The sequence below is a fragment of the Streptomyces spinoverrucosus genome (assembly GCF_006539505.1).
GTDB lineage: Bacteria > Actinomycetota > Actinomycetes > Streptomycetales > Streptomycetaceae > Streptomyces > Streptomyces spinoverrucosus.
This window is the reverse complement of sequence record NZ_BJND01000002.1, coordinates 1-12727: the sequence shown is the minus strand read 5'-3', so window position 1 is coordinate 12727 and position 12727 is coordinate 1. Positions and strand designations below refer to the sequence as shown.

9 protein-coding genes and 1 pseudogene are annotated in these 12727 nt (G+C 72.2%); 7 read left to right on the top strand and 3 right to left on the bottom strand.

The window, feature by feature from the left end; genetic code table 11:
• Nucleotide 1: 1 nt before the first annotated feature.
• Nucleotides 2–712 (bottom strand): CBS domain-containing protein, encoded by a 711-nt coding sequence (locus tag SSP24_RS00100; RefSeq protein WP_141306453.1) that lies wholly within the window; start codon nucleotides 710–712, stop codon nucleotides 2–4.
• 448 nt (nucleotides 713–1160) lie between these two features.
• Between SSP24_RS00100 and SSP24_RS00095 the strand changes: the two genes are divergently transcribed.
• The 3 genes from SSP24_RS00095 to SSP24_RS00085 are packed head-to-tail and all read left to right on the top strand — an operon-like array spanning nucleotide 1161 to nucleotide 6135.
• Nucleotides 1161–1832 (top strand): hypothetical protein, encoded by a 672-nt coding sequence (locus SSP24_RS00095; protein WP_141306452.1) that lies wholly within the window; start codon nucleotides 1161–1163, stop codon nucleotides 1830–1832.
• The gene (locus tag SSP24_RS00090) at nucleotides 1832–3973 is read left to right on the top strand and encodes a bifunctional serine/threonine-protein kinase/ABC transporter substrate-binding protein (RefSeq protein WP_141306451.1); all 2142 of its coding nucleotides are present in this window, start codon (nucleotides 1832–1834) and stop codon (nucleotides 3971–3973) included. Before SSP24_RS00095 ends, SSP24_RS00090 begins: the two co-directional genes overlap by 1 nt.
• A complete protein-coding gene (locus SSP24_RS00085; protein ID WP_141306450.1) occupies nucleotides 3973–6135 on the top strand; it encodes a bifunctional serine/threonine-protein kinase/ABC transporter substrate-binding protein in 2163 nt (720 codons plus the stop codon). The genes SSP24_RS00090 and SSP24_RS00085 overlap by 1 nt, the downstream gene beginning before the upstream one ends.
• Nucleotides 6136–6731: 596 nt before the next feature.
• On the opposite strand, the pseudogene SSP24_RS00075 reads toward SSP24_RS00085, so the two are convergent.
• Nucleotides 6732–7085 (bottom strand): annotated as a pseudogene (locus tag SSP24_RS00075) (Hsp70 family protein); the annotation flags it as partial.
• A 97-nt stretch (nucleotides 7086–7182) separates the two neighbouring features.
• Here SSP24_RS00075 and SSP24_RS00070 point away from each other — a divergent pair.
• On the top strand, nucleotides 7183–9192 hold the full coding sequence (locus SSP24_RS00070; protein WP_229864825.1) for an aconitate hydratase: 2010 nt from the start codon (nucleotides 7183–7185) through the stop codon (nucleotides 9190–9192).
• Between the two features lie 261 nt (nucleotides 9193–9453).
• Here SSP24_RS00070 and SSP24_RS00065 read toward each other — a convergent pair whose 3' ends face one another.
• Nucleotides 9454–10482, bottom strand: coding sequence for a MarR family transcriptional regulator (locus SSP24_RS00065; protein WP_141306448.1), 1029 nt, complete (start codon nucleotides 10480–10482; stop codon nucleotides 9454–9456).
• Between the two features lie 189 nt (nucleotides 10483–10671).
• Here SSP24_RS00065 and SSP24_RS00060 point away from each other — a divergent pair, with 189 nt between their 5' ends.
• The 3 genes from SSP24_RS00060 to SSP24_RS00050 all read left to right on the top strand — a co-directional run.
• Nucleotides 10672–11604: a hypothetical protein gene (locus tag SSP24_RS00060; protein ID WP_141306447.1), complete on the top strand. Its 933-nt coding sequence runs from the start codon at nucleotides 10672–10674 to the stop codon at nucleotides 11602–11604.
• Nucleotides 11601–12137, top strand: coding sequence for a peptidase inhibitor family I36 protein (locus SSP24_RS00055; protein WP_141306446.1), 537 nt, complete (start codon nucleotides 11601–11603; stop codon nucleotides 12135–12137). The genes SSP24_RS00060 and SSP24_RS00055 overlap by 4 nt, the downstream gene beginning before the upstream one ends.
• 96 nt (nucleotides 12138–12233) lie before the next feature.
• Nucleotides 12234–12727: peptidoglycan recognition protein family protein (locus SSP24_RS00050; protein WP_174864552.1), on the top strand; the 494-nt coding region annotated here is incomplete at its 3' end.

Below are 12727 nucleotides of genomic sequence, written 5' to 3'. Positions count from 1 at the left end.
CTCACCCCTCGGCGGTTTCCGGCAGGCGTGCGACAGCTTGTTCGAGATGTTCGCGTTCCAGGAGGCCGAGCAGGCGCCCCTCGGGGTCGGTGACCGGGACGGCCGCGACGTCGGCCCGTGTCATCCGTTCCAGCAGCGCGGCGAGCGGCGCGTCGGCCCGGACCGTCGTGGGGCCCGGCCGCATGGCGTCCCCGACCCGGCCCTCGGAGCCTGCCGCCGCGTCCTCGTGGTACAGAAGGCCGACGATCACCTCTTCGTCGTCGACCACCACGGCGAACCGGTGCCCCGTCTCGTCGAGCATGTCCAGGGCGTCGTCGAGCGGCTGGTCGACCGTGCTCAGGGGCACGTTCCGGTCGGCCACGTCCCCGGCCAGGGGCGCGGATACCGCCTGTCCCTCCGTGGGCATCCCGGCGGCCAGCCAGTCGGCCTTGCCGGGCATGTAGTCGTAGACCCGGGAGAAGCCGAGCTGCCGCAGCCGCGCGGCGGCCCGGGGGCTGAGGTCGCACAGCTGGTCCGCGCAGTAGACGATGACCGGCCGCCGCGTATCCAGCTGCCTCGGTGCCTCCTCGTCGAGCTCGCGCAACCCGATGTGCACGGCACCGGGCAGATGGGCCTGCTCGTACGACGCCCGCGGCAGCACCTCGACGAGCTGGGCCATGTCCTGCTCGACGAGTCGCAGGACTTCCTGCCGGTCGAACAACCTGGCTGGCATCGCCGCACCTCCTCCGGTGTGGCTCCACCGCCGGCCGGCCGGTGCCGGTGGGCGGCGTCCGTCTCTGCCGTCGCCGGGTACCCGACGCCGCGCCGCACCATGCACGCATCCCCAGCCCCACCGGCACCGCTGCTCCGGCTCGCCTCGGGCGCGGCGCCGGGCCTGTGCCGGGTGTGTGACAGGTGAGGTACGGCTGTGCCACGTGATCGTCAAGCGGTGGTGATCTCACGCCGGTTACCGCTTAGCATCACGGCGGACGCATGGTGAGCTGGTGATTCCAGGGGGGCTTGTGGTCGTGATCAGGGAAGCGGGGCGCCTCGGCTGCGCCGTCGTGGTGTGCGGCTTAGTACTTGCCGGCTGTACCTCCGGTGGAGGCGAGGCGTCCGGATCGGCGCCTGCCGGGAAGGCCGGTGCCACGAGGACTCCCAGCCCGTCGTCGACTGCCGTCGTGGACATCGATCCGGCCGAACTGCCCACGACGAGGGCCCAGGCCGCCGCGCTGATCCGGAAGGTCAACCCGGAGCCCTCCGCGTTCGGCCCCGCCGCCGTCCGCCGCACCCCGTACGAGAGCGACCCACGGCGCTGGCCGGTCCTCGGCGACGACTGTGTCTGGCAGCAGCAGCCGCTCCCGAAGGACGTCCTCGCCACGCTGACCCGCTCCTACGAGATACCGGCGAGCGGCGGCAAGGGCCCGCTCCGCCTGAGCGCCGTCGTCACGGTGCACCGCACGCCCGAGCAGGCCGACTGGGAGAACGCCGAAGTCCTGGAGGAGATGATGCGCTGCCCCACACAGCAGCTGCGCTCGGCCGAGTTGATCACGTCCCTCAACGACGTCCCGAGCGCCTTCGGCGACTCCGGGAACGGGTACGCCGATGACGCCCTCACCGAACTCGGCAAGTACACGAGCGCCGAAGCCGGCGGCCCCCACCCGTACATCTGGGAACAGACCCGCATCGGCCAGTTCACCCTCGCCGTCTCCGCCAAGGGAGCCAAGGGCTGGTCCCGGGCAGAGCTGTTCGACCGGCTGCTGGATCCGCACGTCGGCATGCGCGCCCGCCTCAGAGCCGAGATCCAGCGGGACCCGTCGGAGTCGGGTGCGGGTACGAAGGACGGCCGCTGATGACCGAGAAGCTCACCCCCTCCGACCCGGCCCGTATCGGCGGCCACCGTCTGCTCGCCCGGCTCGGCGCCGGCGGCATGGGCGTCGTCTACCTCGGCCGTGCCGAGTCGGGGGAGCTGGCCGCCGTCAAGGTGATCCTGCCCGAGTACGCCGACCAGCCCGAGTTCCGCGCCCGCTTCCGGCGTGAGGTCGCCGCCGCCCGGCGCGTGGACAGTCCCTGGGCCGTGCCGGTCACCGGCGCCGACCCGGACGCGGCCGCACCCTGGCTCGCCACCGCCTTCGTCCCCGGCCCCTCGCTCGCCGAGGCCGTCGCCACCTGCGGTCCGCTGCCGCCGCGCGGTGTGCGCATCCTCGGCCGGATGCTCGCCCGTGCCCTGACCGCCGTACACGACGCGGGACTTGTGCACCGCGACGTCAAGCCCGGCAATGTGCTGCTCGACGTCGACGGTCCCCGTCTCATCGACTTCGGTATCGCCCGCGCCACCGAGGAGACGGCACTCACCTCGGCCGACATGGTCGTCGGCACGCCCGGCTTCCTCGCCCCGGAGCAGGCCCGGGCGCAGCCTGCCTCGCCCGCCAGTGATGTCTTCGCCCTGGGCTGTCTCCTCTCCTACGCCGCCACCGGGCGCCCGCCCTTCGGCACGGGTGCCGTGGACGCCCTCCTGTACCGCACCGTGCACGACGAGCCCGACCTCGACGGTGTCCCCGACGACACGCGCCAACTCCTGGAGCGCTGCCTCGCCAAGGACCCGGCCGCCCGGCCCACCGCACGTGAGGTGGACGAGACGCTCGTCGAGGACACGCCCCACGACACCGCCGACTGGCTGCCCGACGCTGTCGTACGACTCATCGCGGACCGCTCCGCCGCGATGCTCGCCCTCCCGGACATCGAGGCGACGGCCCTCGACGCGACAACGGACGAGCAGCCGACGGAAGTTCCCGCAGACGCGCCCCGCCCCGGCAGCCGACGCCGTTTCCTCCTGCTCGGCGGCGGCGCGGCCCTGCTCGCCGCCGGCGGGGGTGCCGCCCTTTGGGCCACCCGGCGCGCCGACGACACCGCGCCGACCTCCTCCTCCGGCACCCGCCGCTGGATCCTCGGCGTCCAGGCCGACCTGACGGGCCCTCAGAAGTCCGTCGGACAGGCCCAGGAACGCGGGATACGGCTGGCCGTCGAGCAGTTCAACTCCCGCAAGGACAAGCCCTTCACCCTCACCCTCAAGACGGCCGACGACGGGGGCGACGCCACCCGCGCCGCCAAGGTGGCCCGCACCCTCGCCGCCGACCGCGACCTGCTCGCCGTCATCGGCTCGACCGGCGACGAGACCACCGGGGCGAGCCTCGACAGCTACGACGAACAGCTCGTCCCGCAGCTCACGGCCTCCTCCGCGCAGTCCGTGTACGGCGTTTCCGAGCCCCGCCACTTCCTTCAGGCCGTCCCCGGCTACACGAACCTGCCCGCCACGGCCGCCTTCCACGTCCAGAGCCAGGGCGCCCGGCGCGTGGGTGTACTGATCGACCGCGACGGCGGCATCCCGGCCTGGCAGCTCGGCCGTACGATGTTCCAGAACCTCGGCGTCCTCAAGATCGCCGGCGAGCCGCGCGTCGTACCGCGGCTGGCCGAGGACCTCACGGCGGTGGTCGCCGAGATGGCCGCGGGCCGGCCGGACGGCTTCGTCTACACGGGCACTCCCGCCCGCGCCGCCGCCGTCGCCCGCGCCCTGGCACAGACGGATTTCGACGGCCTGCGCGTGCTCGGCTACCCGGCCGCCGGACCGGACTTCCTGACCGCCGCGGGCACCGCCGCCGACGGCTGGCAGGTCTTCGCCCCGTACATCGACCCGTCGGCCGCCCCCGTCCGCGCCTTCGCCACCGCCTACCGAAAGCGCTACGGCTCCGCACCTGCGTACTGGGCGGCCGAGGCGTACGACGTGGCCCGCATGGTCATCACCCGACTCACCGAGGCCGGCGGCCGGCCCTCCCGGAACAGGCTGTACGACCTGCTGGCGAAGCGCGCGTACAAGGGACTCGTCCGGACGTACGCGTTCGACGAGGAGTACGGGTGGTGGCTCAACAGTTATGAGATCTTCCGCTACGAGGTGAAGGGCGGCCGGTACTCCTACGCGGGCAAGGTCGACCTCTGATGCAACCCCTGACTGCCGACGACCCCGAGGACATCGGCGGGCACCGGCTGCTGGCCCGGCTCGGCGCGGGCGGCATGGGCGTCGTCTACCTCGCCCGTACGGCGGGCGGTGCGCTCGTCGCGCTCAAGACGATCCGCGCCGAACACGCGGCGGACCCGGCCTTCCGCACCCGTTTCCGGCGTGAGGTGACGGCGGCCCGCGCACTGACCGGGCGCTGGCTGGTGCCGGTCGTGGCCGCCGACACCGAGGCCCGGGAGCCCTGGCTGGCAACGGAGTTCGTCCCCGGGCCGTCGCTGGCCGAGGCGGTCGACGGCTTCGGCGCGCTGCCCGTCACCGCCGTACGGACCCTGGGATCCCGGCTGGCCGACGCGCTGAGCGCCGTCCACACGGCGGGACTTGTGCACCGTGATGTGAAGCCGGCCAATGTCCTGCTCGCCCTCGACGGCCCTCGCCTCATCGACTTCGGCATTGCCTACGCGTCGGGCGCAACCGCTCTCACCGCGCCCGACGCCGTCGTCGGCACACCCGGCTTCCTCGCGCCGGAGCAGGCACAGGCCCGGGCGGGGGAGGTGGGCCCGGCGAGCGACGTTTTCTCCCTGGGCTGTGTGCTGGCGTACGCGGCCTCGGGACGGAGGCCGTTCGGAACCGGGAACGCGGCGGGTGTCCTGTTTCGCACGGTGCACGAGGAGCCGGACCTGGCGCAGGTGCCGGGGGAGTTGCGCGCGCTGATCGGTGCGTGCCTGGCCAAGGAGCCGGGCCAGCGGCCGACGGCCGCGAAGGCCGCGGCCACGCTCCGGGATCCCAGGGCACCGCTCGCGCGGGAGACCACCGAGGGATGGCTTCCGCCCGCCGTCCTGCGCGTGGTCGCCGAACGCTCCGCGCGGGCCCTGGACGTGCCCACCCCGCGCCGCTCCCCACGGCAACCGACGGCCGCCGACCCGGCGCCGTCGCCCCCGCAGGACGCCCGCCCGCCGACCCGGCGGCGCGTGCTGCTGATGGGCAGCGCGGCGGCCTCCCTGCTCGCCGCCGGCGGCGGGGTCACCGCCTATCTGGCGGCCGGGGGAGGGGGCAGCGGCGGTGCTCTTCCCGTGCACACCCTCGGCTTCCAGGCCGACCTGAGCGGCACGGACAAGGCGGACGGTGTTGCGCAGGAGCGCGGGGCGCGGCTCGCCGTGGAGCACCACAACGCGCGCACGGACATCACGTTCCGCCTCGCCCTCGAAACCGTCGACGACCGGGCCAACGCGGCCCACGCCAAAGAGGCGGCCCGGCGCTTCACCGAGGCCGGGGTGACCGCGGTGCTCGGCCTGGGCACACCCGCTGCGGCACTCGCCGCCGCCCCGCTCTACCAGGACGCCCGCACGGCCATGGTGCTCATCTCCGACGACGGTGAGGAACTCGGGCGCGCGGAGCAGCACTTCAGCACCTGGTGCGCCACCCGGGGGCCCGAAAAATCCCTGGCTGTGCCGCTGACGTCGTATCTGACCTCCGTACGACGGGTCGACCGCACCGCAGTCATCGACGACAGGGCGGCGGGCACGGCGGGCTCGGCCCTCACCAATCAGCTCTCGCTGCTCCCGCCGAACGAGGGCACGACCAGCGTCCACCCCGTGGCCGCCGACAGCGACGACTTCGCCCCCGCCGTCCGCGCCGCCCTCGCCGCCAAGGCGCAGGCCGTCGTCTTCAGCGGCACATCGCCCGAGCGCGCCGCGCGCTGCGCCCGCACGCTGGCCGACGCGGGCTTCACCGGACCGCGCGTGGGCACCTGGCACATCCTGCGCCCGGCCTTCCTCCAGCAGGCCGGAAACGCGGGCCAGGACTGGGTGTTCGGCGCCCCCTTCACCGACCCCGGCAGCGTGTCCCGCACCTTCCGGACCGCCTACCGCGCGCGGTACGGCACGGCACCCGGGCGCTGGTCCCCGGAGGCATACGACGCGGTGGGACTGGTAGCGCGCACCCTGGAGAAACTGGGCGGAACGGCCGACATCGAACCGGGGGCCGTGGCTCAGCGCCTGTTCGGCGTCACCTACCAGGGACTCGCCAAGCCCCTCCGCTTCGCCACCGACGGCAGCAAAGCCCTGGAGCAGGACGCTCTGTACTTCCTGTTCCAGGCGAAGGGGAACACCTTCCGCTTCCTGGGGCGCTACGACCAGCTCCGTTGAGGCCTCCCATGAGCGAAGATGGAAGGGAGGCGCACAACGATGGCACGCATGCATGACGAGGGTGACGACCTGGTCGTACGACTGGCCTGGTGGGAGAAGGCGGCCGTGCGCCGCAGGGTCGTGCGTGTGCCGCTGGCAGCAGTGCGCCGGGTGACGGTCGAACCGGACTGGTGGCGTGCCCTGCGCGGACTCCACGAGCGTGGCATCTGCATCCCTGGCACCTTGTGCCTCGGCACGCGCAGCCACCAGGCCGGCATGGACTTCGTGGCGGTACGGCCCGGCAGACCCGTGGTCTGCGTCGAACTGTGGCCGTCCGCCCCGTTCCGCCTTCTCGCCGTCGCCGCGCGGACCGATCGGGAAGCCGGGACCCTGGCCCAAAGGCTCCACCGGCTGGCACCAAAGGCCGACACATCCACGCCTTGGCGGCAGCCGCTCCCTGTGCCGGAGGAATCGGAGCGGCGCTCAGCTGAGACGCCTGCCTCGGAGCCGGTGGCCCGTTGAGCGGCGGCGGCCCGGGGCCGAGCCGGTAGCCGGGGTTCGGCGGTCGGCCCCTTTGCATCGTCGGCCCGCCTGCGGCTTGTCGTCGTCGTTCTCGGCGTCGTCTCCGTCGAGCTGGACAGCTCGATCTTGGCCTTCTCGGCGGCCTCGCGCAGCCGCTGCACGGCCATCTTGTCCTTGGACAGGTCGACGCCGTAGTCGTTCTTGAACGTCCTGACCAGGTGATCGACGATCCGCTCGTCCCAGTCGTCGCCGCCGAGGTGGGTGTCGCCGTTGGTCGTCTTGACCTCGATGACGCCCTCGCCGATCTCCAGCAGGGACACGTCGAAGGTGCCGCCGCCCAGGTCGAAGACGAGAACTGTCTGGTCGTTCTCCTCGTCCAGTCCGTACGCCAGTGCGGCGGCGGTCGGCTCGTTGATGATCCGCAGGACCTTCAGACCGGCGATCTCGCCCTTGGTCAGCGGTTCCGTAGGGTGCTTCTCGCGCGGCCGGGTCGGCCGGCGCACCGGCGGCTTGCCGACCGTCGGGCGAAGGACGCAGTCTGGTGTTGTGACGCGTTCCCACGGCACGCTGGCGCATCGGCTGATCGCCGACCATCTCGTCGACGGCCGGATGGAACCCGGCCGTGAGATCGCGTTGCGGATCGACCAGACGCTCACCCAGGACGCGACCGGCACGCTGGTCATGCAGGAGCTGGAGGCTCTCGGTCTGGACCGGGTGCGTACCGAGGTCAGCGTCCAGTACGTCGACCACAACCTCCTCCAGGCGGACGAGCGCAATGCCGAGGACCACGCCTTCCTACGCTCCGCATGCCGTCGCTTCGGCCTCTGGTACTCCAAGCCCGGCAACGGCGTCTCCCACCCCACCCACATGCAGCGCTTCGGCGTACCCGGCAAGACACTGGCCGGATCCGACTCGCACACCTGCGCCGCGGGTTCGCTCGGCATGCTCGCGATGGGCACCGGCGGCCTTGAGGTGGCTCTCGCCATGGCCGGACGGCCCCTGCGCGTGACCATGCCAGAGATCTGGGGCATCCGTCTGACCGGCCACCTGCCGGAGTGGGTGAGCGCCAAGGACGTAGTGCTGGAGCTGCTGCGGCGGCACGGCGTGAAGGGCGCGGTCAACAGGATCCTCGAGTACCACGGCCCGGGCCTGGCAGCGCTGACCGCCATGGACCGGCATGTCATCGCCAACATGGGCGCCGAGTTGGGCGCGACCGCCTCCGTCTTCCCCTCCGATGCCGCAGTGCGCACCTTCCTGTGCGCCGAGGACCGTGAGGCCGACTTCCGCGAACTCGCCGCCGAGCCGGACGCCGTCTACGACCTGACCGACAAGATCGACCTCGCCTCGCTCGAACCACTCATCGCCCGTCCCACCTCGCCAGGAAACGTCGTTCCGGTGCGCGAGGTCGCGGGCGAGCCCATCGGGCAGGCCGTCATCGGCTCCTCCGCCAACCCCGGGCTGCGCGACTTCGCCGTCGCCGCCGCGATCGTCGCCGGACACCAGACCCATCCCGCCGTCAGCTTCGACGTCAACCCCACCTCCCGAGAGATCCTCGCCGACCTCACCAAGATGGGCTCCACCTTCGACCTCATCGCCGCAGGTGCCCGCATCCATCAGGCCGGCTGCCTGGGCTGCATCGGCATGGGCCAGGCACCGGCCCCGGGCCGCAACAGCCTGCGCACCTTCCCCCGCAACTTCCCCGGTCGCTCCGGCACCGAGCAGGACGCCGTCTGGCTCTGCTCCCCGGAGACCGCCGCCGTCTCCGCCCTCACGGGCGAGATCACCGACCCGCGCGCGTGGGCGGCCAAGGAGGGTGTGCCGTACCCGCGGCTGCGCCTTCCGGAGCACGCGTCGGTCAACCGGGCGATGCTCGAGCCTCCGCTGCCGCCCGAGGAGGCCGCCCGTATCACGCTGGAACGCGGACCCAACATCTCCGGCCTGCCCGACTTCGACCCGCTGTCCGACGTGCTGGAGGGGCCCGTCCTGCTCAAATGCGGAGACAACGTCTCCACCGACGAGATCTCACCGGCCGGGGCGAAGGCACTGCCGTACCGCTCGAACATCCCCAAGCTCGCCGAGTTCACCTTCACCCGGATCGACCCGGACTACCCCCGGCACGCCGCCGCCCTGGCCACCGACGGCAGGTCCGGCGCGCACTTCGTCATCGGCGGGGAGAACTACGGTCAGGGCTCCTCCCGCGAGCACGCCGCCATCACCCCACGTCACCTGGGGCTGCGCGCCGTCGTCGCCAAGTCCTACGCCCGCATCCACTGGCAGAACCTGACCAACTTCGGCATCCTGCCGCTGGAGTTCGACGACCCGGGCGACTACGACCGCATCGACCCGGGTGACCAGCTACGGCTGGAGAACCTCCACAGCGCCCTGGCCGCCGATGCCGAGCCACATCTGCGGCTCCACAACACCACCAAGGACGAGACCTACCAGGTCGGTCATCACCTCTCCGAGGGCCGCCGCCGCACCGTACTCGCCGGAGGCACCATCGTGGCCCTCGCTCGCGAGGAACATCCCTACTCGGGGGCTCCGTCCACCCGGTAGGTCCTGGTCCACGTGGCACCACAGCGGCAACGAGACAGCTCAATCAATTCGCCTTCGTCGCTCACACTCAGACCGTCCCTGATACGGACGTGAACGTGCTTCCCCATCCTCGCCTCCTCCGGCCGACGAAATGCAGTACGACCCCGACCGAGCTTTCACAACGCCGCTGGCACTCGCCGCGCATCAGTCAACGGCACACCCGGACCAACGACCGACTGATCCAAACGAAACCGTCTGGACGGGGAGCACGCCGCCGCCGGGTCACGCCGACCGCGCGCCGATCCGGGCCCGGCCCGGGGCGTGCGGCTCGTCGTCCGGTCGGCGCCCTTCGAGCAGAGCCTGGCCGAGCGGGGACAGGGTGTGCCACACGGTGTTCGTCACCCGGCGGCTGATGATCAGGTTGGCGTCCCGCATGGTCGCGGCGTGCTCGCTGGCCGAGGCGGCCGAGATGCCCAGCCGCCGGGCGAGCTCCCCGCCGGTCGTGCCGTTGGACGCCGCGATCTCCTCCAGGACCGCCGCGCGGGTGCGGCCCAGCAGGCGGGCGAGCGCGGTCAGTTGGGGGGTGCCGCGGTCCTCGGTGAGGAGCTGGAGGCCGCGGTTGGCAGGATAGACCAGCACCGGGTCCAGTTCCCCGTCGCGCAGCGTGATGGGGCGGCGCCAGCAGAAGTACGAGGGGATCAGCAGCAGTCCGCGGCCGTTGAGGAAGAGGTCCTGGCGCACCGGGTAGTCCACCCTGAGCACCGGCGGCTCCCAGCGGGCCAGCGGATGGATGTTGCCCAGCAGCCGCTCGACGCCGCCGTCCAGCAGGTCGCGCGCACGCAGGGCCCGTTCGCCGTCGATCACCGCGCGGATGCGGGGCCACGGGCGTGCGAGCACCCGCTGGTGGTAGCGGCGCATGGCCCCGCCGAGCCGGCGCATCGTCTCCGGTTCGCCCAGGGCCAGCGCGCGCATCCACGGATCGGTGTGGCGCCGGGCGGGCAGCAGGGCGAGTTCGTGGCGCAGCCGGGTGCGGCCGACGCTCATGACGGCGTCCACGGCGGACTCGAGGCTGGTGCCCACGCCCGGTGTCAGGAAGTCGGGTGAGTAGCCGCGCGGTGGTGCGAGCCGGCGCAGCAGGGAGATCGACGGATCGAGCGGGTTCAGGGCCGTGGCCCGCCAGGGCCCGAACACGATGTGGTCCGGTGAGCCGCCGAGCGCGTGCAGGCTCAGCAGCATCTCCCAGGACGGGTCCGGTGCGGTGGCGAGACGGACCCGGCCCAGGTCATCGGAAGAGAAATGAATGTTCAGCACAGGCGAAAACCCCCCGAGGCGACTGGCTGTGAAGTAAGAGGGCCGCACGGGCGCGGCAGTTGCGTCGCTTCTTTCACAACGGCCTTGTGCGGCGGGGCTTTTCGGGTGAGACCGAAAGTGCGTGCGGTGCGTTCGGGCTCCCGGACACCCTGAAGGCGACCGAAGACGTACGGGTGTGGGGGAGACCTGGTGCGCAGATTCGCCGTGTTGTCACTGCTGCTGACCGCAACGCTCGCCGCCTGCGGACCGGGCGACCCGGGGGCGCCCGCCGCGCGCGCCGAGCCGGACGCGGCGCTCCCGCGCCAGGCCACCGCTGAGGAGCTTGCGACCCTGCGCCGGGCCGAGGAGATCCTGGAGCGGCGCTGCATGACCCGCGCCGGGTTCGACCTGCCGGCGGCACCCGAGCCGGTCCGCACCGGCCCTGAGCCGCCACCGATGGCGCTCGTCCTGGCCGACCTGGTCTGGGCCCGCGAGCACGGCTACGGCGCCCGCGTGCGCACCCCGGAGGAGACCGCGCGTCTGCGCGCGGACGACCCCGTAGGTGACCACCTACGGGCATTGACGCCCGAGCGGCGCGCCGAGGCGCTGCGCGCCTGGCAGGGCGGCGGCGTCGACACCGTCGAGGTCACCCTCCCCGGCGGGATGACGACCGGGCGGAGCACCCGCGGCTGCACCAGCGAGGCGCGCGGCGAGCTGTACGGCGACTTCCGCACCTGGTTCGGCGCGGACGCCGTGGACCGCGGGGTCACGGCGCTGGCCATGAGCCGGGCCCAGGCGGACCCCGCGTTCACGAAGGCGCTGCGGGGCTGGTCGGACTGCATGGCCGGGCGCGGACTGCCGCATGAGTCCCCGCAGCGGCTGCGGGCAGCGCTGGGCGACGAGGCGCCCGAGGCCAAGGAGATCGAGTACGCCGTCGCCGAGGCGGCCTGCGCCGTCGGCTCAGGCCTCGCGGAGGTCGCCACGGACGTCGAGGAGCGACACCTCGCGCAGGTGCGCGAGCAGTACCTCGCCGACGTGATCAACGCCCGCCGGATGCGGCTCGCCGCGCTGCCGGAGGCGGACCGGATCGTCCGCGACGAAGAATCGTCGCGGCTCAACACCCACAAGAAGGGCACGAGATGAAGCAGTACGTACGGAGCATCCTGGCCACGGCGGCCGTGATCGGGCTGGTCGCCACCGCGGGTCCCGCGATGGCCGCCTCGGACACCGGACCGTCCGCACCGGCGGCGGCCGGTGCCGCGCCCGGCGCGCCGACCCCGGTACGGCCCGGCGCCGACCTCAGCAAACTGGCCGCGGCCGACGGGGCGGACGGCTACCTCTACGCCTACGACCTGCCCAACTTCAGGGGGGACTGGTGCCGGTGGGACCGCGACGACGAGTGGTGGGGCGACAGCTGCGGCAACTTCAACGACCGCGCCACCTCACTGTGGAACAACGGGTTCCCCGGCCTCTTCAGCGAAGTCTCGCTGCGCCGTGACGTGAACCCGAGCACGAACCAGTCGGTGTTCTGCATCGAGGCGGGCAGCTACTACGCCGACCTGTCCCTCGGCTACGAGAGGTTCCTCGACGGCGGCTGGGCGGACAACGCGATCAGCGGCCACCGCTGGTTCACCGACGACGCGGACTACATCCACGACCCGCACTACGCCTGCTGACCGGAGCGAGGAACCGTGGCCATCACCATCAACCGGCGTGCCACCTGGGGACAGTACGCCCCCTCGCACCTGCGGCAACACGCCTCCGCTGATCCCGTGCCCAGTCAGAATCCGCTGTGGTCCGGTCACATGGGCGTGTTCCTGCACTACCTCGGCGCCGGCAGCACCGGCAACCTTCTGACGGAGGAGGACTGCCGCGAGGCGGTCGCCGAGGTCTACGTGAAACACAAGACCGGCGGCGAATTCGAAGGAGACATCGCCTACAACTACCTCGTCTGCCCGCACGGCCACATTTACGAGGGACGCGGAAAGGAACGCGGCGAGGGGAACGCCGCCGGCTACATCGAGGACGTGGGTCGCAACGAGGGCTTCTACTCGATCGTAGGCATGATCCGCTCCCAGGACGTCGCGAGCGAGGCCATGCTGCGCGGGATCAGGGGCCTCATCGACCACCTGCGCCACACCGCCGAACGCAAGACCGGGAACATGATCCTCCCGCACTCCTTCGGCTACGACACCGAATGCCCCGGCAACCTGCACATGTACGCGCGGCCGGGATCGACGATCGACCCGTCCGTGCCGTGGCGGGC